Annotated in this window: 32 protein-coding genes; 31 read left to right on the top strand and 1 reads right to left on the bottom strand. The window is 38.1% G+C overall.

The genetic code is table 11. The features are described from left to right. Nucleotides 1-29: 29 nt before the first annotated feature. The 31 genes from lpxC to TY21_RS05415 all read left to right on the top strand — a co-directional run bounded on the left by lpxC (nt 30) and on the right by TY21_RS05415 (nt 22,531). Complete coding sequence (lpxC, locus tag TY21_RS05565) at nt 30-908, top strand: UDP-3-O-acyl-N-acetylglucosamine deacetylase (RefSeq protein WP_052243801.1); 879 nt, start codon at nt 30-32, stop codon at nt 906-908. Next, nucleotides 908-1,375, top strand: a complete 468-nt coding sequence (fabZ, locus tag TY21_RS05560; RefSeq protein WP_042241341.1) for a 3-hydroxyacyl-ACP dehydratase FabZ — start codon at nt 908-910, stop codon at nt 1,373-1,375. Before lpxC ends, fabZ begins: the two co-directional genes overlap by 1 nt. 43 nt (nt 1,376-1,418) lie before the next feature. Continuing rightward, nucleotides 1,419-2,282, top strand: coding sequence for an acyl-ACP--UDP-N-acetylglucosamine O-acyltransferase (gene lpxA, locus TY21_RS05555; protein ID WP_042241347.1), 864 nt, complete (start codon nt 1,419-1,421; stop codon nt 2,280-2,282). A 71-nt stretch (nt 2,283-2,353) separates the two neighbouring features. Further along, nucleotides 2,354-3,301, top strand: a complete 948-nt coding sequence (gene fmt / locus TY21_RS05550; RefSeq protein WP_042241351.1) for a methionyl-tRNA formyltransferase — start codon at nt 2,354-2,356, stop codon at nt 3,299-3,301. Between the two features lie 763 nt (nt 3,302-4,064). After that, entirely contained in the window at nt 4,065-4,982 is a 918-nt protein-coding gene (locus TY21_RS05545) for a hypothetical protein (RefSeq protein WP_042241354.1), read from the top strand. A gap of 56 nt (nt 4,983-5,038) precedes the next feature. Further along, nucleotides 5,039-6,322, top strand: a complete 1,284-nt coding sequence (locus TY21_RS05540; RefSeq protein WP_042241359.1) for a hypothetical protein — start codon at nt 5,039-5,041, stop codon at nt 6,320-6,322. A 1,581-nt stretch (nt 6,323-7,903) separates the two neighbouring features. Next, entirely contained in the window at nt 7,904-8,458 is a 555-nt protein-coding gene (locus TY21_RS05535; protein WP_042241363.1) for an SLBB domain-containing protein, read from the top strand. A gap of 234 nt (nt 8,459-8,692) precedes the next feature. Continuing rightward, nucleotides 8,693-9,364: a 50S ribosomal protein L3 gene (gene rplC, locus TY21_RS05530; protein ID WP_042241365.1), complete on the top strand. Its 672-nt coding sequence runs from the start codon at nt 8,693-8,695 to the stop codon at nt 9,362-9,364. A gap of 23 nt (nt 9,365-9,387) precedes the next feature. Beyond that, entirely contained in the window at nt 9,388-10,077 is a 690-nt protein-coding gene (gene rplD, locus TY21_RS05525; protein ID WP_039383792.1) for a 50S ribosomal protein L4, read from the top strand. Between the two features lie 44 nt (nt 10,078-10,121). Beyond that, complete coding sequence (rplW, locus tag TY21_RS05520) at nt 10,122-10,457, top strand: 50S ribosomal protein L23 (protein WP_039383793.1); 336 nt, start codon at nt 10,122-10,124, stop codon at nt 10,455-10,457. 19 nt (nt 10,458-10,476) lie between these two features. After that, nucleotides 10,477-11,322, top strand: coding sequence for a 50S ribosomal protein L2 (gene rplB, locus TY21_RS05515; protein WP_039383795.1), 846 nt, complete (start codon nt 10,477-10,479; stop codon nt 11,320-11,322). 2 nt (nt 11,323-11,324) lie between these two features. Further along, nucleotides 11,325-11,606, top strand: coding sequence for a 30S ribosomal protein S19 (gene rpsS / locus TY21_RS05510; RefSeq protein WP_039383797.1), 282 nt, complete (start codon nt 11,325-11,327; stop codon nt 11,604-11,606). After that, complete coding sequence (gene rplV, locus TY21_RS05505) at nt 11,603-11,944, top strand: 50S ribosomal protein L22 (protein ID WP_039383798.1); 342 nt, start codon at nt 11,603-11,605, stop codon at nt 11,942-11,944. Before rpsS ends, rplV begins: the two co-directional genes overlap by 4 nt. Nucleotides 11,945-11,947: 3 nt before the next feature. Then, nucleotides 11,948-12,592 carry a 30S ribosomal protein S3 gene (gene rpsC / locus TY21_RS05500; RefSeq protein ID WP_042241372.1) on the top strand — a complete coding sequence of 215 codons (645 nt, stop codon included), beginning with the start codon at nt 11,948-11,950 and terminating at the stop codon, nt 12,590-12,592. Between the two features lie 2 nt (nt 12,593-12,594). Then, nucleotides 12,595-13,014, top strand: coding sequence for a 50S ribosomal protein L16 (gene rplP, locus TY21_RS05495; protein WP_039383806.1), 420 nt, complete (start codon nt 12,595-12,597; stop codon nt 13,012-13,014). Nucleotides 13,015-13,023: 9 nt separating this feature from the next. Beyond that, complete coding sequence (gene rpmC / locus TY21_RS05490; RefSeq protein WP_039383808.1) at nt 13,024-13,224, top strand: 50S ribosomal protein L29; 201 nt, start codon at nt 13,024-13,026, stop codon at nt 13,222-13,224. A gap of 27 nt (nt 13,225-13,251) precedes the next feature. Next, entirely contained in the window at nt 13,252-13,491 is a 240-nt protein-coding gene (rpsQ, locus tag TY21_RS05485; RefSeq protein ID WP_039383809.1) for a 30S ribosomal protein S17, read from the top strand. Nucleotides 13,492-13,524: 33 nt separating this feature from the next. Beyond that, nucleotides 13,525-13,893 carry a 50S ribosomal protein L14 gene (gene rplN / locus TY21_RS05480; protein WP_039383811.1) on the top strand — a complete coding sequence of 123 codons (369 nt, stop codon included), beginning with the start codon at nt 13,525-13,527 and terminating at the stop codon, nt 13,891-13,893. A 15-nt stretch (nt 13,894-13,908) separates the two neighbouring features. Then, on the top strand, nt 13,909-14,268 hold the full coding sequence (rplX, locus tag TY21_RS05475) for a 50S ribosomal protein L24 (protein WP_039383812.1): 360 nt from the start codon (nt 13,909-13,911) through the stop codon (nt 14,266-14,268). A gap of 8 nt (nt 14,269-14,276) precedes the next feature. Then, the gene (gene rplE, locus TY21_RS05470; protein ID WP_042241377.1) at nt 14,277-14,834 is read left to right on the top strand and encodes a 50S ribosomal protein L5; all 558 of its coding nucleotides are present in this window, start codon (nt 14,277-14,279) and stop codon (nt 14,832-14,834) included. A gap of 16 nt (nt 14,835-14,850) precedes the next feature. After that, the gene (gene rpsH / locus TY21_RS05465; protein WP_039383816.1) at nt 14,851-15,255 is read left to right on the top strand and encodes a 30S ribosomal protein S8; all 405 of its coding nucleotides are present in this window, start codon (nt 14,851-14,853) and stop codon (nt 15,253-15,255) included. A gap of 38 nt (nt 15,256-15,293) precedes the next feature. After that, the gene (rplF, locus tag TY21_RS05460; RefSeq protein WP_039383817.1) at nt 15,294-15,839 is read left to right on the top strand and encodes a 50S ribosomal protein L6; all 546 of its coding nucleotides are present in this window, start codon (nt 15,294-15,296) and stop codon (nt 15,837-15,839) included. A 31-nt stretch (nt 15,840-15,870) separates the two neighbouring features. Further along, nucleotides 15,871-16,242 carry a 50S ribosomal protein L18 gene (gene rplR, locus TY21_RS05455; protein WP_039383819.1) on the top strand — a complete coding sequence of 124 codons (372 nt, stop codon included), beginning with the start codon at nt 15,871-15,873 and terminating at the stop codon, nt 16,240-16,242. 31 nt (nt 16,243-16,273) lie between these two features. Further along, the gene (gene rpsE, locus TY21_RS05450) at nt 16,274-16,774 is read left to right on the top strand and encodes a 30S ribosomal protein S5 (protein WP_039383820.1); all 501 of its coding nucleotides are present in this window, start codon (nt 16,274-16,276) and stop codon (nt 16,772-16,774) included. Continuing rightward, nucleotides 16,771-17,220 carry a 50S ribosomal protein L15 gene (rplO, locus tag TY21_RS05445; protein ID WP_042241380.1) on the top strand — a complete coding sequence of 150 codons (450 nt, stop codon included), beginning with the start codon at nt 16,771-16,773 and terminating at the stop codon, nt 17,218-17,220. Before rpsE ends, rplO begins: the two co-directional genes overlap by 4 nt. Nucleotides 17,221-17,253: 33 nt before the next feature. Then, the gene (gene secY, locus TY21_RS05440; protein WP_042241384.1) at nt 17,254-18,627 is read left to right on the top strand and encodes a preprotein translocase subunit SecY; all 1,374 of its coding nucleotides are present in this window, start codon (nt 17,254-17,256) and stop codon (nt 18,625-18,627) included. A gap of 159 nt (nt 18,628-18,786) precedes the next feature. Beyond that, complete coding sequence (rpsM, locus tag TY21_RS05435) at nt 18,787-19,155, top strand: 30S ribosomal protein S13 (RefSeq protein ID WP_039383824.1); 369 nt, start codon at nt 18,787-18,789, stop codon at nt 19,153-19,155. Nucleotides 19,156-19,176: 21 nt separating this feature from the next. Next, nucleotides 19,177-19,590 carry a 30S ribosomal protein S11 gene (gene rpsK / locus TY21_RS05430; protein WP_039383825.1) on the top strand — a complete coding sequence of 138 codons (414 nt, stop codon included), beginning with the start codon at nt 19,177-19,179 and terminating at the stop codon, nt 19,588-19,590. 39 nt (nt 19,591-19,629) lie between these two features. Further along, nucleotides 19,630-20,745 carry a DNA-directed RNA polymerase subunit alpha gene (locus TY21_RS05425; RefSeq protein WP_039383827.1) on the top strand — a complete coding sequence of 372 codons (1,116 nt, stop codon included), beginning with the start codon at nt 19,630-19,632 and terminating at the stop codon, nt 20,743-20,745. 17 nt (nt 20,746-20,762) lie between these two features. Then, a complete protein-coding gene (gene rplQ / locus TY21_RS05420) occupies nt 20,763-21,191 on the top strand; it encodes a 50S ribosomal protein L17 (protein WP_039383828.1) in 429 nt (142 codons plus the stop codon). 95 nt (nt 21,192-21,286) lie between these two features. Next, nucleotides 21,287-22,531, top strand: a complete 1,245-nt coding sequence (locus tag TY21_RS05415; protein ID WP_042241386.1) for a UPF0158 family protein — start codon at nt 21,287-21,289, stop codon at nt 22,529-22,531. Between the two features lie 614 nt (nt 22,532-23,145). Here the strand turns inward: TY21_RS05415 and TY21_RS05410 are convergent. Next, nucleotides 23,146-24,579: a tetratricopeptide repeat protein gene (locus TY21_RS05410; RefSeq protein ID WP_042241388.1), complete on the bottom strand. Its 1,434-nt coding sequence runs from the start codon at nt 24,577-24,579 to the stop codon at nt 23,146-23,148. Nucleotides 24,580-24,958: the final 379 nt, after the last annotated feature.

The following is a 24,958-nucleotide window of genomic DNA, read 5'->3' as shown; positions in this document are numbered from 1 at the left end:
TCATTTCCATTGCGTAAGAGAGCTGAATTGTGATTGGTTTAAAACAAAACTTGATATCAAAATATCGTCAGCAGCGAACCTTAAAAAATTCTATTTCATTCTCAGGCATTGGTATTCATACTGGAAAAGAAGTACAAATTACCTTTGTGCCTGCTCCAGAAAATGCTGGTATTACATTTTGTCGAGTAGATTTGCCGGATCGACCGAGGATTCCAGCTTCTGTTAATTATGTCTATGAAACAAGTCGTAGCACCTCCATAGGAATTAACAACGTGGTAATTCATACCATTGAGCACGTTCTGGCCGCTGTGCGAGCCAATAATATTGATAACTTATGTATTGAAATTAAAGGGATTGAGCCGCCTGCTGCTAATGGAAGTTCCGATGCTTTCGTGAATATGATCGAAGAAGTCGGGATCCTTGAGCAAGCGGAACAAAAGCCTGTGATTAAAATCCAAAGTCCTATTCATTGGAATCAAGAAGATACATATATTATGGCTTTTCCTTATGATGGATACCGGATCAGTTATACCTTGAATTATCCACATTCTAAGCTTTTAAATTGCCAATTTTATTCATTAGAGGTAAATAGTTACAATTTTAAGCATGAAATTGCTTCCTGTCGTACCTTCGCTCTTTATAAAGAAGTGGCTTATCTATTGGATCACGGCTTAGCTAAGGGCGCTAGCTTGGATAATGCCGTAATTATTCATGAAGAAGCAGCTTTTAGTAAAGGGGGGCTTTTCTTTCCCGATGAGATGGTAAGGCATAAAATTTTAGATATGATTGGAGACCTGTCTCTGGTAGGAATTGAATTTGAGGCGCACGTAATTGCTCTTAGGGCAGGTCATGCATCTAACTGCGCTTTTGCAAAAGAATTATTAAACTCTATTACGGAGTGTGCTTAATGGAAGTTCATGTAGCTGATTATCCAAAATCACTTGATATTAAACAAATAGCAGAAATCTTGCCTCACCGCTTTCCCTTTTTGCTGGTAGATCGAGTTCTTGATATCAATTTAGAGCAGGGGTTAATCGTAGGACAGAAAAACCTGACTTTTAATGAAGCTTTTTTTCAAGGTCATTTTCCGGATACTCCTATTATGCCAGGTGTACTTATGGTAGAAGCGTTAGCGCAATTGGGTGGTATATTGATTCATATGAAAGGCTATCATGACAAGATAGCTGTGCTTTTGACTGTCAATAATGCTAAATTTCGCAATCCAGCTAAGCCAGGGGATGTCTTAATGCTCAGGGTAGAAGGTATTCATGTAAGTTCCAAAGCAGGACGGATGCAAGCGACGGCTACAGTGAATGATAAAATTACTGCAGAAGCTGAAATCGGTTTTGCGCTAGTGGACAAAAGTCAGCTATAATAGGGTAGAAAGCTTTTATAAAATTATTTTGAGTAAATAGAATATGAAAAAATCGAACATACATCCTACCGCCGTAATTGAACCGGGAGCTATTATTGGAGATAAAGTTACAGTAGAGCCCTTTGCGATTATTAAAGCTCATGTAAAGTTAGAAGATGGTGTAACGATTAAGTCTCATGCTTATATTGACGGCCATACGATTATTGGCGCAGGGACCACTATCTATCCCTTTGCAAGCATTGGCACTCAAACACAGGATCTAAAATATAAAGGTGAAACCACCTTTGTTAAGATTGGTAAAAATTGTCAAATACGTGAGTTTGTGACAATTAATTCCTCTTGTGGAGAAAATACCTCGGTAGAGGTAGGGGATGATTGCTTGATTATGGCTTATTGCCATATTGCCCACAATTGCCTAGTAGGTAATCGAGTGATTATGAGTAACAATGCTACTCTTGCAGGTCATGTGATTGTAGAAGACTGTGCTATTATTAGCGGTTTTGTACCCGTTCATCAATTTTCTAGGATCGGTAAATATGCAATGGTCGGGGGAATGAGCCGTATTACTCGGGATGTTCCTCCTTATACGATAGGAGCAGGCATTCCTTACAAATTTGGTGGAATCAATATTGTGGGGTTAAAAAGGCATGGTTTTTCTTTAAAGATTCGCCAAGAACTCGGAAAAGCTTTTAAAATAGTTTACCGTTCTAAAGCATGTCTTGAAGAAGCGCTGCTTCAAATTGAAAGAGAACTTGAGCCTCTTCCAGAAATTCTTCATTTTGTGGAGTTTTGTCGTTCCTCTAAGCGTGGTTTATTAGGATTGGAGGGGATCACAAATTTTGATGATGAGGTAGCTCAAGCTGAAAAAGAGGCTGAAGCTGAGATTACAGCTAAAATTGAAAGATAAATTCCTTTGAGAGTGGGCTGCTTTAGAAAAAAATAGCCGCAAGCGTCTCCAGCTTTTTTTAAGAGGTATTGATGAAAATTGTATATTTTGGGACTCCTCAGTTTGCAGCAGATATCCTTCAGCATCTTCTCAATCATAAGATCCGCATTTGTGCAGTAGTGACTAAACCGGACAGGCCTAAAGGGCGTTCAAGCGATTTGGTGCCCACACCTGTCAAACGTATTGCTCAATTGCAAAATCCTCCTCTACCTATTCATCAACCTGCATTAGTTTCTGCTCCTGAATTTGCTGAGATTTTACAAGCCTATCAGGCTGATTTATTTGTAGTCGTTGCTTATGGTGAGATTATTAAGCAACATGTTCTGGACATACCCTCTAAAGGCTGCATCAACGTTCATGCAAGCTTGCTACCAAAATATCGCGGAGCCGCCCCTATCCAACATAGTATCATCAATGGAGAAAACGAAACAGGTATTACCATTATGTATATGGTAAGGAAAATGGATGCTGGGGATATTATTAAAATGGTCAAAGTCCCTATTGGTCCCAATACTACCTATGGGGAGCTGGAACGTCTACTGTGCGAGGCTGGAGGCAAAGCTTTGGTAGAAGTGCTTGATCAGTTTGAGCAAGGTAGTGTGGAGCATGTTGAGCAAGACCATTCTCAGGCAACGTTTGCTCCAAAAATAGAATTGGAGGATGGTGAGATTAACTGGAGTTCTTCAGCTAAGGCCATTCATAATCTTGTTAGAGGCGTGTATCCTCACCCAGGTGCTTGGTGCTATGTGAATATAGGGGGGCAAAAAAAACGCCTAAAAATTAATTCTACCCTCCCTTTAGCCGATCAAGGAGGGCCAGCTGGGACCTTATTGCCTACTGATAAAGAAGAGTTAATAGTTGCTTGTGGGCAAGGAGCCCTTCGCATTCTTGAACTCCAGCTTGAGGGTAAAAAAGCTATGCTTGCTGAAGAGTTGATTCGCGGCTTTCCTAAGGATAAAAAGATGGATTTTAGGATTTAAAAAATTAGAAATAATTATATAAGCTAAATTTAATCATATAACCCGCCTCATTGCATGGAGCTTTTAAGGTGAAAAAGGCCTTTAAGATGAATAAGTTAATCCTTATTTTGGCGCGCGTTGGACTCTTTTTATACTTCTATCCTTCGATTAGCAGCTACCCTTTAGTAGCTAGTTGTCGAAAGGGCTTTACTTACTGTAAATAATTTAAAGCCATCCCTTCTATTATTGCTAAAAGCGGTACCTGCTTCTTTTGTAGGCTTTTTATTCGCTGACCCTTGATCTTGCGGAGAATTTTTTTAATAAAAAAAAGTTGTTCTTGCGGAGAGGTCTCTTTAGAAATGATCTGCATGTCTTTATAAGCCCTATTTCTTCTTCCTTGCGCTTTGTAAGAAAAGATTTACTTCTAATAAACGATAATTTTCGATTAGGTCATCTGTCTTTTTATAGCTTTTTTTCTCAATGAAAACAAAGTCAATAGGTAAGGGAAAAGGGTTCTTAGCTTATCCTAAGGCAGGCTTAAAGGATGAGTAATAAGAAAAACATACTTTTAGTATTTGTTTTTATGACGATCGCCATTTATATAATTTATTAACTATATATTATAATCTTTTGTTTTAAAATACCTATTGGTTTTTAATGTTTATTTCAATTGTTTATGCTCTAGTTATTGTACTTTTTTGCATTAAAATTTATTTTCTCTTTAGGTAAATAAAAAAGCTTGGTATAGTGGGGATTCTTAATAGGTTTTTCATGAGAGAAAAGGATGCAAGCAATAAATAGCGCAACCTTAAACTTAACATTTTTGCCTTCTCCTGACTCTTCCGTAGCAAAAGATACTTTGCTAGGGTACGATATAAAATCTACTTGGTTTGAATTAAAGGTTTTTTTTATCGATCTTTTTCGAGTAATTGCTCAAGTTTTTGCTGAACGCTCATTTTTTGGAAAAGTTTTCAAATTGAGCATTCATTTGCTGACAGGATTAGCTTGTATAAGGGGTAATACTTATCAAGGGGCACGCTTATTAGGAGCTCTTAGCGCCACTGATAGCCTACTAACCTTAGGTGATCTGGCTATAGATGCGAATGATTTAGTTAATAAGCGATACTGTGAGATAGAGAAAAACAGTAAAAATAAAAAGGTTTTCAACAAATGGTCTCTATTTGCAAGTATAGGTTCTTTGGTAGCTGATATAGGAGGCCTATTTTTTTGGCTGGATGAATTAGCACTCATTAACCTGTTAAAGATAAAAGCAACGATAGGTAAAAATTTTTCTAGGTTAGTAAACTCTAACACAATGCTTTTTACTTGCCTTACGAATTGCTTAGGAAGAATGAGTCCAATGTTTGCAAAAATCTCCTTAGTAATAGGTTTACAAGGAATTGAGGCAATGGCGATTTTATGCCTATCTGTTAATGAAGTTAAACACTTAGCTAATGTTGTGGACACCAAGCAAACCTACAAAATAGTTTTAAGTATAATAAGTTTGGCTTCTTATATAGCTGAGATTAATTTAAAGATTTTAGCTACCACAGGATATATAGCAGTACCTGGCATAGCAGCAATGGGTTGTGCAGCAGCAGGCTGCGGATTGGCAGCTTTTCTCTTGGAAGCGATTTATAACTATCGCCTTGTAAATCTCCAGAGCAAAAGACCAGCTGCAGGCAGTTGGATAATTTCATAAGCTGAGGATAGCATAAATAAAATGTTAATAATAAACCCTAAACAAGGAAAATAATTATGAATACATTGTCATCCACACAAGGCGTCCCGCCAACAGAGCCATACTACGGAGAAGAGGAAGATTTTATCCACGGTCAGCTAGATGGGCATACTGTTACTGTTGAGCAAGCTCCTGCTTCTCAGCATAAGCCTGCAAATAATTTAGCATCTTCTTCTCGCAATAAAATTACTAATTGCGCTAAGAAAGTGTTTGAAAATTTTAGCCATGCTGTAAGGCATATTGTAGCTTTTTATGCTTATTCTTTTTCCACTTCTGAGAGTATTCAATCAGTTTGCAAGCTAGCAAAATCTTCCATTTATTTTGCTAAGTATGCTTTTAAAGCACAAACGCCTGGTTTTAACAATCTCTACAATCATTTTGATGTAGTAGATACTGTTTTAGATGTGGGAGGAATTTTTGGCGATGCTAAATACTGGGTCACTAAAGGCTGGCACAAAGATTCTTCTTGGAAAGTTGCTAGCAAGGCTTTTGGAAGCGTTTCTAGAGGAATTGGAACAGGGCAGTTTTTGGTAAACATGGGACTGTTGAATTTGGCTAAAATATCAGTCCAGCTAAATAGACTTCCTTTCTTTAGGGTACTTAGCTTACTTTCACCCCTCCGTGTAATTAAAGATACACTAGGAATTATTAGCTCTTCTTTAAGCTTGGTAGACACATCCTTAGCGCTACAGAAAAAAAATAGCGATGTAACCAGCGAGATAGAAAAGCTTAGATTGAATAAGTGGGAGATTAAAAAACGTGCGATTAAATTCTTGAACTTAAATGAAACACAAAAAGCTGCCAAGTTAAAAGCAAAATTTGGAAAAGAGAAATTTGAGAAAACACCGGCAGATGCTTTAGAGCAGGAGTATTTAAATGATCTTGACAAGAAATTCTTAAGCCTTCGTGAAAAATTGGTTAGCAAATATGAGCAGCGTCTACATTCAACACATGTAACTCTGTTTGATAGTATTGCAGACAAGAAGCTGGTTGATTGCAAAGTAAGAATTGTTGAAAGAGATCAGCTGGTTAAAGATTATCAGGCAAGTAAAACAAAAGATTGGCTCTCTATTGCTTTCAATGTAGTTAAAATTGCAGCGATTGCCATGGGGTTGGTAGGTTTTGCACTTACTCTCAATACACCTGCGTTTTTCATTGCTTTAGGAGCTGCTTGGCTTGCTACTTCTGCTGTAGGTATGGCTCGTCTCTACTATTCATTTAGGCACGAGACATATAAAGAAGAGCAAGAAGCGAAGTTGACTAGATTAACTACTTTAGGACCTGTGGCTTTTGCGGCCTAAAGCCTAGTATAAAATAGAATTTTTTACCTTTAAAGAGCCCTCAGATTTAAGTTGAGGGCTCTTTTTTTATCCGCAATTTCTTGTCCCCCCTTCACAATAGTAGAATTTTTGGTAAGGAGCCCTAAGCATCTTAAAGATAATTCTAGGGCTTTCTTCCAAATTCGTATAAATTTTTCTCGCATTTTATATTTAAGCGCAGAATAACCTAAAAGGCATAGAGCCATTACCATTAAAAGAGCTTCTCTTCTTTTTGGCTTTTTTAGAAAGAGAAACAAAGGAGCAGGACTTTTCAAGAATCTAAATCCTTTTTCTATTCTTTGCTCAAACTTTAAATGTCTTGGACACTTCATGAGTAGAAAAAGCAGTAGTATCCATCTCATGAGTTGCTAAGATGAAAACCCCTTTACTCCTCTCTAAATTTGCCTTGTTAAGCAAAGAACAAGCTAAGGTTCCTTATAGGCAATAGCTAATTGCCTATAGACAAGGAATATGGCCTTAATCAAAGGTGATAAGCTACATGACAGCTTGGTTTAAATCAGGCCTATAGGATCTCTAAGGTAGCTTGGCACTAGACGAATGCACGCTTCTCCTTGCTCTAATCTGAAAAAAGCCTGTTTTATGAGCGGGAAAAACAAGGACTTAAAACTTTACGTATCATTTAAAGGTTTATGGCTGCACGATCTTTAAGCTAAATTAGAAGAGGAATGGGCTGAATTTTGATGCTTGTTACTACAGTTTAGAAAATTTTATATCGTAATTTTAATATCCCAGCCATACCCTATTCTCAGATGGGTTAAGTCCAATCAAAAAGAAAGAAAAACCTTTACCATACTTCCTCAATTATTGCCGAGTTAGAGAGTCACTTCCTAAGTAGATGATCGAGCTTTTAAGGTAATGATGAAGTAAAGTTAGATTAATGCCTAGCATCTTGTACCCAGGCATAGGTAAAAAAGTAAAGCGGTCAAAAGCCTTTGCGATAAGCAGAATACAAAAGCCTATCTATCTAATCCCAACCGCTTACCCACATTCATGGAAAGTAAAAAAAAAGAAAGGCTCTTTTCTTTAATCGCCATAATGATAAATATTTCATGAGCAGATTGGCCCCTCCTTGGCAGCTTTTCCTTCGTGTCTTGCTTCAGCCTGTTACCCTAGTTGCAAAAAATTTAGATTTCTCGTTTTTTAATTTTGACATCTCCTTTAGCTTGCAGTAGAAATTTAATCTAATTAAGCAAAAACTCTGATTCACTTATTTGCAATTCATAACACATCATAGAGAGGTAGCGGCTTCTTAAAAAATTTTTCTGACACCTTTATATAAACATTCTTTATAGATTTTGAGAGGAGGTTTACTTGCTTCAGATGTCTTCAAACAAAAACTTAAGCTGGCTTATTTAAAGACAAAAATGGAAGAAAATGGTAGAGAAGTTTATTGAAACATAGATAGAGGAGCTAAACGTGACACCTGGCTTTTATAGCGGCAGCAAGTCCAGGTCTTCCGAGGATAGCTAAATACAAGGCTTTATATTACCAAAAATGCAGGGATTGAACTAATCAGGAGATTAAAAGGTAGGTATGCACAGTATGGCTCCAAAAGAAAATCTTCCTAAGCGTGAGTGGGTCGTTATTATCTGCTTGATTTTATTTATGATCGTATTGACCTGCCTGACTCATAAGCATCGGTTTTTATCTTCTAGAAAATATTCTGAGCCTCATCACTTATATAATAGACATCAGACTGTACGTGTAGAAGGAGCTGTTGAGTATCCAGGCTTATATAACGTTGAAAAAACAGCTACTTTAGCGAATGTTTTAGAGCAAGCTAAAGTTCTTCTTGAGGCGGACCTAAGTAAGATTTCTTTAAATAAAAAAGTCAACAACAGCCAATTAATCAAAGTACCTTACAAAGAATACATTACAGTGAGAGTAGAAGGAGCTGTTAAGAAAAGAGGTTCTTTAACTGTACTTAGAGGAACTTTAATGGAGGATCTGATTAAGTTAATTGAACCACTAGAAAAAGCAGATGTAGGGCGGCTAAAAAGAAAAAGAAAATTAAGAGATGGAGAGATTATCAAAGTATTGATCAAAGAAAAGCTCTTAAGAGATAACTGTAAAGGGGAATGTAAATCTTTAGAGTAATTTTTTTTAAATATCTGTTGAGAAAAATACTCCACTTTGATAGTCTCTTCATTTAAGCAATTTTATTAGATAAATATTTAATAAGCTGCCAAAAATGTTTTCACTTGTTTAGCTCTGTTAAGAACGTGCTTCGCACGTAACTTAGCACTAGATATACAGGTATTCATTTCTTAGATTGTAATATAAAAAAAATGATTGCTCAAATACTCAAGATATTGGGTTAAGGATTTTCATATGACGCCTAAACTGATGGGCAAAAAGCGTGGAATGATCCAGCTTTTTGATGAGAATGGAAATAGTATTGTGGGTACGGTTATTGAAGTGCAACCAAATGCTATTGTCCAGATCAAGAAGAAAGAGATTGATGGTTATAATGCTATTCAGATTGGTTTTGATAAAATTCATGTTAAAGACCAGAGAACGCTAGCAAATCGTCTATCCAAACCTTTACGCGGACATTACAGCAAAGCAGCTGTATCTCCACGTAAAAACCTTTCGGAAGCAAAGGTTGATAACATTGAACAATACCAAGTAGGTCAAGAGTTAGCGATAGACCTTTTTGCTGATGTAAAATTTGTTGATGCTACAGCAGTTTCAAAAGGTAAAGGTTATCAAGGTACCATGAAAAAGTATAATTATTCTGGGGGGCCTGCTTCACACGGTTCGGGATTCCATCGTCATGCTGGATCTACAGGTATGCGCTCAACACCAGGTCGTTCGCTTCCTAATAGCCCACGTCCTAGTCATATGGGTTGTGAAACTGTGACTATTCAAAATTTAGAAGTTGTAATGGTAAAGCCTGCAGAACAGGTGATTATTGTAAAGGGTGCTGTGCCAGGTCCTACGCATGGATTGGTTTATATTGCCCCATCGGTGAAAAAAACAAGCTTAAAAAAAGCTAGCTAGTAAAAAATTTCTGGAGTTATCCTGTGGCAACACTGAAAAAATATAATTTAAAAGGTCAGGAAACTGGCCAAGTGATAGTTGATGAAAGATTAGCTAATGCTGAAGCGCACGGGCAGATGATTAAAGATTATATCGTCGCTATCAGAGCCAATGCTCGTCAATGGTCAGCTAATACTAAAACTCGTTCTGAGGTTAATCACTCAACAAAAAAGCCTCATCCGCAGAAAGGTGGAGGACGTGCTCGCCAGGGGATGCTTTCAGCTCCTCAATATAAAGGGGGCGGTCGTGTTTTTGGACCAAGGCCTAAATTTGATCAGCATGTACGTATTAACAAAAAAGAACGAAAAGCTGCAATTCGCTGTTTGCTTGCTGAAAAAATTGCTGCGAATCGTTTACATGTTCTTACAGAATCTGTCCTTAATGAACCTAAAACTAAAGTTATGGCCGACTTTTTAAAGGTCACAGGCTTAGCAAATCATAGGGTGATGTTTTTAGGTGAAGCTCATTATGCAGAAGTTAAAACTGAAGAAGAAACAAAGCGCGTGTCCATCCATCATGATCAACATGATAATTTTATTAAAAGCGTGCGTAATCTACCAAAAGTTTCGTTTTCGCTAGCCACTAATATTAGTGGGTATGATGTTCTAGTGGCCAAAGATATTGTGGTGACGGAATCTGCCCTAATTGAATTGGTTGAGTGGCTTTGTCCTTGATAGATAAGGAATAACACCAAGTTATAGATGAAAGGAATCAAGTAATGTCAAAAAAAAATCCTTACCAAGTTGTGAAACATCAACATGTTACAGAGAAAGCCTTGGTATTGAAAGAGCTTAAAAATGCCAGTAGTAATCCCTCACTGAAACGTTGCGAGTCTCCGAAATATGTATTCGTAGTCGATCGCAAAGCAAATAAAACTGACATTGCTAATGCCATCGAAGAAATTTACAGCGACAGAAATGTTAAAGTAGTGGCTGTCAATACAATTAACGTTAAGCCTAAAGCAAGACGTGTTCGTGGTCGTTCAGGCATGAAGCCCGGTTTTAAAAAAGCTATGGTTACCCTGGAAAAAGGCGATAGCCTTGATAACGTATAAATAAGAGGCGAAGAGAGTCATGTTAAAAAAATATCGTCCCATAACGGCGGGTACACGTCAATTAATCCTTCCGATCAATGAAACGCTCACTCGTGCTAAAGAAGGTAGTCGTGCTAAGGTAAAGCCTACAAAGTCGCTGATGCTGCCTAAAAAAAGAACGAATGGACGTAATAATAATGGACATATTACTTGCCGTCATAAAGGTGGTGGGCATAAGCGTCATTACAGAATAATTGATTTCAAAAGAGATAAGGAAAATATACCAGCTCGCGTAGCTTCTATAGAATATGATCCTAATCGATCGGCTTATATAGCGCTGCTTAATTACTCTGACGGTGAAAAACGCTATATTTTGGCACCCCATGGTTTGAAAGATGGTGATGTAGTGCAGACAAGTGATGAGCCTCCTTTTAGTGTAGGATGCTGCATGAAGTTAAAATTTATGCCTTTGGGTTCTACCATCCATGCTATAGAAATGATTCCTGGTAGAGGAGCTAAAATGGTTCGTTCTGCTGGTCTTTCTGCTCAGTTGATGGCCAGAAGTGGCGGGTATGCGACGATTAGAATGCCTTCAGGTGAAGTGCGTATGGTAAGCGAAAATTGCCGTGCAGCTTTTGGAATGGTCTCTAATTCGGAGCATAATTTACGTGTAGAAGGTAAAGCTGGCCGTATGCGATGGAAAGGAATTCGCCCAACCGTTCGCGGAACTGCAATGAACCCTGTAGACCATCCACACGGGGGCGGTGAAGGAAAGCATAAGGGTAACATCCCACAGACACCATGGGCGCTGTATACACGAGGGCTTCGAACTAGATCTCAGAAGAAATCGAACAAGTTTATTGTTAAAGATCGAAGGAAAAAATAAGTATGGCAAGATCACTTAAGAAAGGACCTTTTATTGATCATCATCTTCATAAGAAAGTTGAAGATATGAATGGTAAAGGGGGCAAAACGCCAATTAAAACATGGTCAAGACGATCGATGATCATTCCTGAAATGATCGGACACACTTTTGAAGTGCATAACGGCAAAAAATTCATTTCTGTATTTGTCTCAGAAAATATGGTTGGACATCGTCTGGGTGAATTTTCTCCTACCCGTAATTTCAAAGGTCATCCAATTAAGAAAGCAGAGGCACAATCAAAATGAATAGGGCAAAAGCAATAAGCAAATATATTAGAATTAGCCCCCGTAAAGCACGGCTTGCCGCAGGGTTAATACGAGGACTGCCTGTTCCGCAAGCTAACCTCCAATTATTGTATAGCAATTTAAAGGCGGGGCGTCTCTTGAAAAAAACCTTAGATAGCGCTGTTGCTAATGCTGAAACGCAGCTAGATATACGCCGCGAAGATCTTAAAGTTTTAGAAGTTCGTATTGATGAAGGGCCAAGACTTAAACGTGCAAAGCCCAAAAATAAGGGTGGCCGCCATCCGATTTTAAAAAGAACAAGTCACTTTACTATTATAGTCAGTTCAGGAAAGGAGTAAGGAATGGGACAAAAAACTAATCCAATAGGATTCCGCCTTATTCGGAATAAAAAATGGCGTTCAAAGTGGTATGCGAATAAGCAAGAATTTGGTACTTTACTCGTCGAAGATAAAAAAATTCGCGAGTATTTAATGAAAAAACCTCAGTGTCAAGGTACCTCGCAAATAAAAATTCGACGTATGAGCGAAAAAATCGAAGTGACTATTTGCACGGCGCGGCCTGGGATGGTTATTGGTAAAAAAGGTTCTGAAATTGAAGGATTGCGTGGAGAACTCTTTAGACTTACAGGTAAAGAAGTCTGGATTGAAGTAGAAGAAATTAAAAGACCTGATCTTGATGCAAAAATTGTCGCCGATGCCATTGCAAAGCAATTAGAAAGACGAATTCCCTTCAGACGTGCAATGAAGAAAGCTATGCAATCTAGTATTGAAGCTGGTGCTCTAGGAATTAAAGTGCAATGTTCTGGCCGTATAGGTGGAGCAGAAATTGCACGGACAGAATGGTATAAAGAGGGGAGCACTCCTTTACATACACTCCGGGCTGATATTGATTATGCCATGGGGCGTGCAGAGACAACTTATGGTAGTATCGGGGTGAAAGTCTGGATTTACCGTGGTGAAGATAATCAAGTGAAGGAGGGCCAATAGTAATGCCTTTAATGCCTAAGAAAACAAAACACCGCAAAACAATGAAAGGTTCCTGCTCAGGTTTGAGTAAAGGAGCGACCTTTGTTCATTTTGGTGAGTTTGGTATACAAGCTCTAGAACGCGGTTGGCTCACTAATCAGCAAATTGAAGCATGCCGTGTGGCTATTAACCGTTATTTCCAACGTAAAGGAAAAGTTTGGATAAGAATTTTTCCGGATAAACCCGTTACTAAAAAGCCCCAAGAAGTGCGTATGGGTAAAGGTAAAGGGGGACTTGACCATTGGGTAGCGGTTATCAAACCAGGTAGGATACTTTTTGAAGTGGGTAACGTTTCAAAAGAAGAAGCTCAACATGCATTGAGACGTGCTGCAGCTAAAATTGGACTAAAGACACGATTTGTCGAACGTGTTGAACAAGTATAAGGTAGTAAGATGAAAAAAGCTAAAGATTTTAGAGATCAATCGTTAGAAGATTTAGAAGCCAATTGTAAGGATGCACGTAGAGATCTTTTTAACCTTATAAATGAAATGAAGCAATCTAACAAAGTAGAAAAGCCTCATTTAGTACGCCATAAAAAAAGGGAAATAGCCCTCTTGCTGACTGTCATCAACGAAAAAAAGCGGTTAGCATAAATAATATACCAACTTTGAGGTTAGAAGATGGAAGAAAGAGGAAATCGTAAAGAGAAAAAAGGTATTGTAGTCTCTAATAAAATGACTAAGACTTTAGTCGTCAAGATTGAAAGAAGGCTGCGAGATCCTGTATATGGCAAAGTGACTAAAAGAAATAAGAAAGTCTTTGCCCATAATGAAGGGCGGCCTTATGAAATAGGCGAACAGGTTACTATTGTGGAGACAAGGCCACTATCAAAATTAAAAAGATGGCGTGTTGTCGCCTAGCAAATTGTATAATATATTTGGAGTTAGCAACGTATGATTCAACAAGAAACGCAGCTCAAAGTAGCCGACAATTCAGGTGCAAAGCGCGTCAAATGCTTTAAAGTATTAGGTGGTTCTAAACGCCGTTATGCGCATGTGGGTGACATTATCGTTTGCTCAGTACAAGAAGCTGAACCAGAAGGCGGAGCCAAAAAAGGCGATGTAGTAAAAGCAGTTATTGTCAGAACGGCTGCACCTATTAAAAGAGATGATGGAACGGTTTTGAAATTCGATACGAATGCTTGTGTATTGATCGATGACAAAAACAATCCACGTGGTACACGTATTTTTGGACCCGTAGCTCGTGAAGTACGCGATAGAGATTTTCTCAAAATTGCCTCACTGGCACCAGAAGTGATTTAATAAAAGGGCTAGTAAATGACTAAAGTTAAAACACATAAAGCAATCCGTAAAGGCGACAAAGTGATCGCTATCGCGGGCAACTTTAAAGGACAAAAAGGTGAAGTGATTGCACGTTTGGGTGATAAACTCCTGGTGCAAGGGCTTAATCTGCGCAAAAAGCATGTTAAAAAAAGTGAAGCTCATCCCCATGGCGGTATCATTGAACTAGAGAAAGGTATTCATATCTCTAATTTAAAAGTGTTAAATACTGAAGATAACCCTGTTAAACTTAAGGCTCAAAAAAGTGATGAAGGCCATAAGGAATGGGTTTACAAGCAAGATGACAAGCATGTTGTTCATCGTGTTGTTAAAAAAACAAAATCTAAAAAGAGTTGAAAGTTATAATGTCTAGGTTAAAGAAAAATTATCTAGAAAAGGTTAAGCCTGCGCTACAAGAAAAGTTTGGGTATACAAACCCTATGAACATCCCTGGTTTGAAAAAAATCGTGGTCAATATGGGTATCGCTGAACCTTCAAAAGATAAAAATGCTATTCAAGCTTGTGTTAATGAGTTGACCCTGTTGTCTGGACAAAAGCCGGTAATTACTAAAGCGAAAAAAGCTATTTCAAACTTTAAACTACGTGAAGGCCAACCAATAGGTATTAAGGTCACATTGCGTGGAGTAAGAATGTATGATTTCCTTGATCGTTTATCCAACATCGTGAGCCCACGTATACGTGACTTTAGGGGCTTTCCTACCAAATGTGATGGGCAAGGCAACTATACATTAGGACTTGATGATCAGCAGGTTTTTCCTGAAATTAATCTTGACGAAGTTAAACGTACGCAAGGGATGCACATTACCTTTGTTACAAGCGCCGAATCAGATGCTGAGTGTGTAGAGCTCCTCCGTCTGCTTGGACTCCCTTTTAATAACCTGCCGGTTTCGGTAATAGCTTAAGATAGGAGATGAAATCATGGCAATACCTAGTGATCCCGTAGCCGATTTCCTCACAAGGATTCGCAATGCTGCTAAAGCGGAACATCGTTATGTAGATGTTAGCTGGAGCAAGCTTAAAGAAAACCTTGCGGAGATTCTAAAATTATATGGCTTTATCGAAAATTATTTAGTAAATAAAGACCAAAATCACCGTGGAACTATCAGACTCTTCCTCAAATATGTTGAGGGTCGACAGCCTGTTATCCAAGGACTAAAAAGAGTATCAAAGCCAGGCCTACGAAAATATGTTGGACATGAAGATATTCCACACTTTTATGGTGGATTAGGTCTTTCTATTGTTTCTACTTCGCAAGGATTAATGGCAGGTAACGAAGCTCGTAAAAGACATATCGGTGGCGAATTGCTCTGCCTGGTATGGTAATATTTAGGTATAGTTTGCCCATTAGAAGGAGTTTATAAATGTCTCGTAAAGGAAAAGCACCAATTCCCTTGATAAAAGGTATAGAAGTTAAGCTTGAAGATTCTACCCTAACCGTTAAAGGCCCTAAAGGAACTCTGACCCGCGAAATCATCTCCGGTATTGAGGTGGTCATTGAAAACGATCATCTCCAAGTTAATTTGACCGCAGGGCATGAAAAAATGAGTAATTACCATGGGCTCTATCGATCCCTTATCAATAACATGGTGGTAGGCTTATCGCAAGGTTTTACTAAAAAGTTAGAAATGATCGGTGTAGGTTACAGAGCGGTAGTGCAGGGTCAATTATTAGATTTACAAGTTGGTTATTCACATCCTACTAAATTGACAATACCTGAGGGTTTGCAAGTAGCTGTAGAGAAAAATACGACGATTGTAATTTCAGGTTCTGACCCTCAGCAAATTGGACAGTTTGCTGCACAGGTTCGTGCGATCAGGCCTCCAGAACCCTATCAAGGTAAAGGTATTCGTTATGCAGGCGAGTATGTCCGTAAAAAAGCTGGTAAGTCGGCTTCTGCGAAAAAATAATTGTTAGGTAGAAAGGCTCAATGAGGATCGTATGATTAATATAACCAAAAAAAGACATAAATTACGCATTAAACGTGCATTAAGAGTACGTAAAAAGATTCATGGTACGAGTGAGAAGCCACGTTTATGTGTAGTGAAAACAAATAAGCATATTCAAGTGCAACTTATTGATGATGATAACCATGTTACCATCGGTAGTGCTGCAACTTTTTCAAATGAATTTAAGAATACTGAATTCGCTAGAAAAAATAAACTTTCAGCTGCTAAACTTGGCGAGAAAATTGCGCAAATTGCACAAAAAAATAATATAAAAGAAATCGTCTTCGATAGAGGACCATTCAAGTATCACGGAATTTTAGCCGCCCTTGCTGAAGCAGCAAGATCAGCTGGGCTTCAATTCTAAAACTATTTGGAAAAAATTTAGGATAAACCTAATGGCAAAAAGTAATGACAATCCCAAAAAAGAAAGAACTAATTCTGAATTTAACGAGAAAGTTCTTTATATTAACCGCTGCTCCAAAGTAGTAAAAGGTGGACGCAAGTTTAGCTTCTCAGCTTTAATTCTAGTGGGCGATGGAAAAGGCCGCATTGGTTATGGCTTTGCTAAAGCCAATGAATTAACTGATGCCATTCGTAAAGGTGGAGAGTCTGCTCGCAAGAACATGATCACCTTTGCTAGTGAGGGGACTTCAGTACCTCACGAGGTTTTGGTCAACTGGGATGGCGCTGCTATTTTACTTAAGCCTGCGCCGGCTGGTTCAGGAGTAATTGCTGGATCTAAAGTACGAGCTGTGCTTGAATTAGCAGGTCTTAAAGATGTGATGGCAAAAAGTGTTGGTTCTAACAACCCAATTAATCAGGTACGTGCAACCTTCAAAGCTTTGTCCCAATTGAAAAAACGTGAGCAAATTAAACAGATGAGAGGTCAAGGATGACATCACTCGATAAATTACAAGATGTATCACGAGAAAGAAAAAAACGCAGACGTGTGGGTAGAGGAATTGGCTCTGGACTTGGCAAAACCTGTGGCCGGGGTGAAAAAGGAGCAGGCTCTCGTTCTGGTTATAAAAGACGCTTAGGTTACGAAGGTGGCCAATTCCGTCTATTTATGAAGTTACCTATTCGAGGCTTTAGTAACGCACGATTCAGCAATAAATATGAAACTATCAATCTAGGTCAAATTAACGAGATGTATAGTGACGGTGAAACTGTAAATGCTCAAACACTCGCTGAAAAAGGTTTTGTTCGTGGCAAAATTCGCGGGATAAAAATTTTAGGGGATGGAGAATTGAATAAAAAAGTTAAAATTGAAGTAAAAGCCGTCTCCTCAGCAGCGCAAGAAAAGCTACAAAAAGCAAAAATTGCTATTGAAATTGTTTAGAGATTAAGAGCGCTTACTAAATCGAGGTAGAAGATGTTCAAAGAGCTACAGAAAGTTTTTCAGATTCCAGAGCTAAGAGCAAAAATTCTATTTACAATTTTAATGCTAGCAGTCTACCGTGTAGGGGGATTTATACCCGTCCCTGGAATCAATGGAGAAGTGGCAGTAAGTTTTTTTAGGCACGCGACGGGCGGGGGACAGAATCTTTTTCAACTCGTCGATATATTTTCGGGAGGAGCATTCTCCCAAATGACAGTGATTGCTTTGGGTGTTATGCCTTATATTTCTGCCTCTATTATTATGCAGCTTGTGGTGGCTCTATGGCCTTCTTTGCAGCGTGAAATTAAAGAAAATGCAGAACAGGGCCGTAGAAAAATTAACAAATATACGCGTGGCTTGACAATCATTTTGTCTATCCTCCAATCGGCGATGTTTGCTAAATATGCCATCCAAATGAATTATAGTCGCCCAGGTATAATTACAGGTGAATTGTTAGATGCTCAGATCTGGGGCATGCCTCTCTTATTTTATTTGCTTTTCATTTTCACTATGACCGCAGGAACAGTTCTCTTGATGTGGATAGGAGAGCAGATTACAGAAAGAGGAATTGGTAATGGAATGAGTTTAATTATCACAGTAGGTATTGTTTCGCAATTGCCTACAGCGATTGGGCTGATTATTCAGCAGTTAAACTTAAACTCTCAAGAACCAGGTGCAATGAATTTTACGACCGTCCTCGTGCTTATCGCGATATTTGTTGTAGTAGCATTAGGAACTATATTGGTCATACAAGGACATCGACGCATACCCTTGCAATATGCTAGGCGTGTAGTAGGTAGAAAAGAAGTACAAGGAGGCAACTCCTATATTCCTTTAAAAGTTAATTATGCAGGGGTAATACCAGTAATTTTTGCTTCCTCTTTGCTTATGTTTCCTGCTATAATTGCTACCTTTGCAGGAGCAGGTAATCGATTAAGTGAGATCGCTCAGTGGCTATCTCCAGGAAGTACCCTTTATATCTTATTATTTGTAGGTTTAATTATATTTTTTACCTACTTTTGGACGGCTACTCAATTTAGACCTGATCAGATAGCATCGGATATGAAGAAAAATGGAGCATTTATACCTGGAATAAGACAGGGTAAGCCCACCCAAGATTATTTAGAATCTACTATGAATAAAATTACTCTCATAGGAGCTATTTCTCTTGCTATGATTGCCGTATTACCTACCATAATAGGCCGCTTATTAGGAGTGCCAGCAACGATTAGCTACTTCTTTGGGGGTACAGCTTTGTTGATTCTTGTAGGTGTTGTTTTGGATACAATGAAGCAAATCGAATCCCATTTATTGATGAAGAGATATGAAGGCTTCATGAAGAAAGGTAGAGTAAGAGGAAGAGGATAATAATAGCATTTGCAAACTAGCTTTACATGTAATCATCTGAACAGTTCAAATAATTACATCCACAGCAAGTCAAATGTTTTCATAAATAAAGCTTTTGCTAATAAAGTGAAAGTATGGTAAATTTTCGAATTCCATTTTTGAAATTTTAGGAGAGATTCAATGCCTAGAGTTATCGGTATAGATATACCGGATAATAAGAGATTAGAAATAGCACTAACCTATATCTACGGAATAGGTCGTAGCTTATCAAACGAGATTATTGAGAAGCTTGGGTTTGATCACAATATGCGTGCTCACAAGCTAACCCAAGATGATATAGCACGTATTAACAACTTGCTGCAATCTGAATATATGGTAGAAGGTGATTTACGCCGGCAAGTTCAAAATAACATCAAACGATTAATATCTATTCACTCTTACCGTGGAACTAGACATCGTTCTGGTTTACCTGTTCGAGGACAACGTACAAGGACTAATTCTCGTACACGTAAAGGTAAACGTAAAACTGTTGCTAATAAGAAGAAATAATTTTAAGAGGAGTGCTCTACTTTGTCTAAGCAGTCAGCCACAACAACAACAAAAAAGCCTGTTAAAGCAAAAAAAAGAAGCCATCAGAACGTTCCATCTGGAATTGCCTTTGTGAAGGCGACTTTTAACAATACAATTATTGCTATTACTGACCCTTCGGGTCGCGTTATATCCTGGTCTTCAGCCGGAAAAGTAAACTTTTCAGGTTCTCGTAAGTCTTCAGCGTTCGCAGCGACTGTAGCTGCACAAGATGCAGGCAAAGCAGCTATGTCGTTAGGAATGAAAGAAATTGAAGTTAACCTAAAAGGGCCAGGAGCAGGTCGTGAATCTGCTGTACGCGGTTTGCAAAGCACTGGTTTGTTAATAACTGCTATTCGTGATACCACACCAGTACCACATAACGGGTGCCGTCCTCGTAAACGTAGACGGGTGTAATAAACACTCAGAAATTTTTAATTATTTAGGAGTCGCTTAATGTCTGTCAAATACGGCAAGTTCGAAATGCCCCAAAAAATTTTAGTAGAAGAGGATAAAGACAATTCCAACGTGGCTCGAATCATTGCAGAACCTTTTGAGCGTGGATTTGGTCATACAATTGGAAACTCCATGCGACGTATGATGCTCTCTTCTCTAGAAGCTCCTGCTATTATTGCCTTGCGTATTGAAGGGGTGCCCCATGAATATATGGCCATTGAGGGTGTTATCGAAGATATGACCAATATCGTGCTCAATTTAAAAGGTGCTCTTTTAAGAAAGTTGCCCACCGATGAAAGTTCTTACAGCCGTGATACTCGCATTTTGACATGTGTTTTAGATATTACTCAAGAGGAGCTTGACAAGAATAATGGTCAGTATAAAGTTACTCTAGGTGATATTGTAAAAGATGGTTCATATGAAGTTGTTAATTCGGGACTTCATCTATTCACGGTTACTAAGCCTATGAAACGCCAATTAGATCTGCGTGTGGCTATAGGACGTGGCTACGTACCTTCAGAACGGCATATTATCTATGATAAAACCGCTGATGAAATCCTTTTAGATGCCTCCTTTTCACCTGTACGTATTGTTAACTATTTTGTAGAAAATACGCGCGTAGGTCAGGATACAGATTTTGATCGCTTAATCTTTGAAGTCGTGACAGATGGACGGGTGACTCCTGTAGAAGCAGTTTCATTTGCATCTCAAATTGGTGTTAAGCATTTCGACGTATTTACAAAAGCCAAATCCCACTCACTTGTGTTTGACGAAGGATTGGGTGATGGAGATAGCGATGCAGATGAAATGATGGAAAAACTTTGCCTTCGTATTGATGAGATTGAGTTATCCGTTAGGTCAACCAATTGCTTGAGTGGAGCAAACATTGATACAATTGCTGAACTTGTATCCATTCCTGAGAGGAAAATGCTTGAGTTTCGAAATTTCGGTAAGAAATCTTTAAATGAAATTAAAGCTAAACTTCATGAAATGAATTTATCTCTTGGCATGGATCTTTCTCGCTATGGTATTACACATGATAATGTGAAAGATAAGATCAAGCATTACAATGAAGACAAAAAAGGTAGAAAAGAATTAGCAAAAGTTGAAGATTAGCAGCTAGGTAATAAGATATGAGACACAGAAAAGATACATGTAAACTAAGCCGTACCAGTTCACATAGACGGTGTATGTTTGCCAATATGTTAAAATCATTGATCGAAAATGAGCGCATCGAAACAACGGTGCCGAAAGCAAAAGCGCTACGTCGTTATGCCGATAAAATGATCACTTTAGCAAAGAAAAACACTTTAGCTACCAGACGTCGTGCAATTAGTGAAATGATGGTTCGTTTCAACGCGTTGACTGACAAAGAAGCACGTGCTGCTCGTAAAGGGGACACAAGTGCCTATAATACAGATAGGCAAGTGATTGATAAACTATTTAGTGTATTAGGACCACGCTTTGCAAGCAGAGCGGGTGGATATACACGAATCGTAAAAGCTCAACGTCGTGTGGGCGATAATACTCAAATGTGTATTATCGAATATCTTGACAACTAAGAGCCTAATCTAGTTATTATAGAGTTTTAGTATAGAAGATCGCATAATTATGCGATCTTTTTGTATCTATATACATTTTTAAAGGAACGTTGCCCATGAGGAGTAAGACACTCAAAGAAGCTCAAAACCCTCTTATTTTGCGTTGCCATCGACTTATCGAAGGTTTTACAAAGTCCGATGATGAACGTGATTTTTATCTTGACCGCCAAGAGGGCTTTATAATTTATGTAGACCTGGATAAACCTCAGGAAGAGATTGAGGCATTAGAACAGGAATTGCGCCAGAATAGTGAGCGTTACTTTCTTATTCCTAAATTAACTTTTTATGAAACTAAAAAGATTATGGAAGGTTTCGTCAATGAAAAAGTGTATGATATTGATACGAAGGAAAAATTACTAGAAATCATTCAATCCAAAGAAGCTAGAGAAAACTTTCTTGAGTTCATCTACGACCATCTTTCCGAATTAGAAAAATGGCAGCAATTTTACCAAGAAAGATCTCGCATTCGTATTATTGAGTGGTTAAGAAATAACCAGTTTCATTTTGTGTTCGAAGAGGATTTAGATTTACCTAAATCACTTTTAGAAAAGGTTAAACGCCATCTATTTGACACAAAAGTAGGTAAAGATATCTTACAAGCTAGAAAAGCCTTGCTAGCAAAAGCTAAGACTTATTACTCTAATGAAGCTCTAAATCCTCGTCCTAAACGCGGAAGGCCTCCAAAGCAAGCTGTCAAGCAAGAGTTTGAGCCTCAGATTGCTACTGATGTCTATACAACTGTGCCACCTTCTATGCGTTTGTTTTTATTTACACCTGATTTAACCGCCTCAGCAGTGACCTTCTCTTCTAAATTTGAAAATGAAGGACAGCTTTTAGCAAGCAGGCGTCATCTCCATGATGGCATGGATCAAAATCTTCAGAGTATTAATCAAAAGTTGGCAGCTTTACGCAATTTATCTACTAAATGGTTGGATCAGGATAAAAGCAAGCCAGAGTCTAAAAGGTTCATAGAAATAGCTGATAAGGTAACTATTAATCATTTTGATGGAGAAGAGGAGCAAGAGGGAGAAGATTTTGCCTTCAGCGCCGATAACAATCAAGCAATTAGCAAAGCTATAGATGTGAACGGGACACCCTCGACATCTTCTAAGCCAGCTAGGAAGCCTACTCAGAAGTCTAAAGATAATTCCTCTTCACGCAAAGCTAAAGCTGTAAAAGCTTCTCCTAAGGAGAATAAACCTAAACCGTTAGCTAAGAATAGTAAGATTAAATTAATGGATTCTAAAACAGCTAAAGGTAAACCTAAACAAAAAATTAAAGCAAATAAGCCTCCAAAATAACCCTGCTCATGGCTAGTGCTCGTGCGGTATGAATAGCCTTTAGCAAAGGAGCGAATGTTTCGGATATCTGATTTTACTATATTTAAGGTTAGTTTAGGCAACATTTTCCTATGATTGCCTATCCCTTTTTATATATTCATCTCTTTCTTCTCTATATTCTTTACTTCTTCTTTCATAACAATTAGCAGCTTGCCCATAAGATTTAGATAGCTCTTGCTCTGCTGCCAGAGGGTTGTATGGTGCTGCTAGAGAAATAATTTAAAACTATCCTCCAAAGAGGAAAATCATGAGAAGAGGCCTTTATTGACGTCCTGCAAAGTTTAGATAAAGGATAGCATCTAATGGGTTTCGTTCAAAATGTTTATAGGGCCGCCCTCTTTTTTTCATAGAAAACAAAAAAAGGCTTATTTCTTCCTATTCTTTTTCTTTATTGCTCAGCTCAGTAAAGTAGCTTCTTAAGCATTATACTCCTCCTTCTATTGAATGGGTTTTCATTTATCAAAGCAGAGGTTCAAGGACACCTTCTTAGGTACTTTGATTGCCTGCTGCCTAATCATGAATGTCAACTAATTCTATCTCCTCTTTTATTCTCAACTCCTTCTAAGAAGGTTTATTTATGAAAAGATTATTTTTTGTCCTGTATAAATAAATTTTTTTTCTCTTGGTAAGATACTCTCTAGATTTTTGTAGTTTTCCACTGTCTGTGGATGATTTTCTCCATAAAGCTTAAGGTTAATATCAAGTGCTGTATGGGCGTACTTAAGTGCTAGGTTTAAATTTCCTTGGGCTTGATAGATCCTTCCCAGATTAGTATAATATACTGCTAGTGTAGGATGATTTTCACCAAAAAGCTTAAGATCAATGTCGATTGCTTGATTGATATACTCAATAGCTTTTATTGGATCTCCTTGTTCTTCATAAAGGAATCCTAAATTATTATAATTGCATGCCACAGTAGAATGGTCTTTGCCAAAAAACTTAAGGTTGATGGCGAGTGCTTGATTGACACACTCAATGGCTTTTTTTAAATTGCTTCGAGCTAAAAAGATTCTTCCTAGATTGTTGTAATCTATTGCCACTGTAGGATGATTATCCCCGAAAAGCTTGAGATCAATATCGAGTGCTTCATTGATATATTCAAAAGCTTTTTCTAAATTACCTTGCTCCCGATAAATTCCTCCTAGATTGTTGTAATCTATTGCCACTGTAGGATGATTTTTTCCATAAAATTTAATATTAATGGCGAATGCCTTATTGGCATACTTAAGGGCATTTTCTAAATTTCCTTGCTTTCGATAGAGAAGTCCTAGGCTATTATAACTGGCGGTAAGAAAGGGATGATTTTCGCCGAAAAGGTTAAGGTTAATGGCAAGCGCTTTGTTAATATACTCTTCCGCCTTGTCTAAATTGCCTTGATCTAAGTAGACGCTTCCCAAGTTTTGGTAATCTATTGCTACAGATGGTTGATTTTCACCTCCCAGCTTGATGTTAATTGCGAGGGCTTTGTTAATAAACTGAATGGCCTTTTCTAAATTTCCTTGTTTTTGATAGATTTGCCCTAGGTGATTGTAAAGCTTTGCGACAGTCGGATTATTTTTGCCTAGAAGTTTAAGGTTAATCTGAAGGGCTTTATCAGTATAATTAAAAGCTTTTTTTAAATTTCCTTGGTTCTCATAGATAAGCCCTAGGTTATTATAAGTTATTGCCACCAGGGGATGATTTTTACCATAAAGATTAAGTCGAATTGTGAGTGTTTTATCAGCATACTTACGGGCTTTTTTTATGTTTCCTTGGTCCTCATAAATGAGGCTCAAATTGTTATAACAGGTAGCTACATGCGGATGGTTTTTACCGTAAAGCTTAAAATTGATGGCAAGAGCATGACGGATAAATTCAGTTGCTTTTTTTAAATTTCCTTTATCTTTGTACAGCATTCCTAAATTATTGTAATCTTTTGCCACCATGGAATGATTTTCACCCAAAAGCTTATGGTCTATTGCAAGGGCTTGATTAAGAGATTCACTGGCTTTTGTGTGCCACGAGCACATTATAGATGTGCGTAACTATACGAAAGATGAGGAAAATGGCTCCTCGAAGTCGCTTTGCAGGAAGAGATTTCAAACCACCTTAAGCTGCTTTGGTCAAAAGCCAAGGTAGTGAGCGTTAAGGAAAAGGTATGATAAGCATATCAGGTGAGGGCTAAGGAGACGAACGAAAGTGAACTATTGGTCCAAGTGTCGAAAGCTTAAGGATGATGTCAAAACTGGGGGTTAAAAGCTCTTCCAGGATAAATTTAGGGGCAACCTGTTTACTGCCTAAATGGCGTCCGGCATAAAGATAGCGTGAACTTAGTCTAGGCTTTTGTATGGAACGTGGGAACTTCATAGATGATGTTAAGAGAAAACCATATAAGTGAAGAACACAAAG

The organism is Neochlamydia sp. S13 (assembly GCF_000648235.2).
Lineage (GTDB): Bacteria > Chlamydiota > Chlamydiia > Chlamydiales > Parachlamydiaceae > Neochlamydia.
The sequence above is the reverse complement of the archived record's forward strand: the minus strand, read 5'-3'. Positions and strand labels throughout refer to the sequence as shown.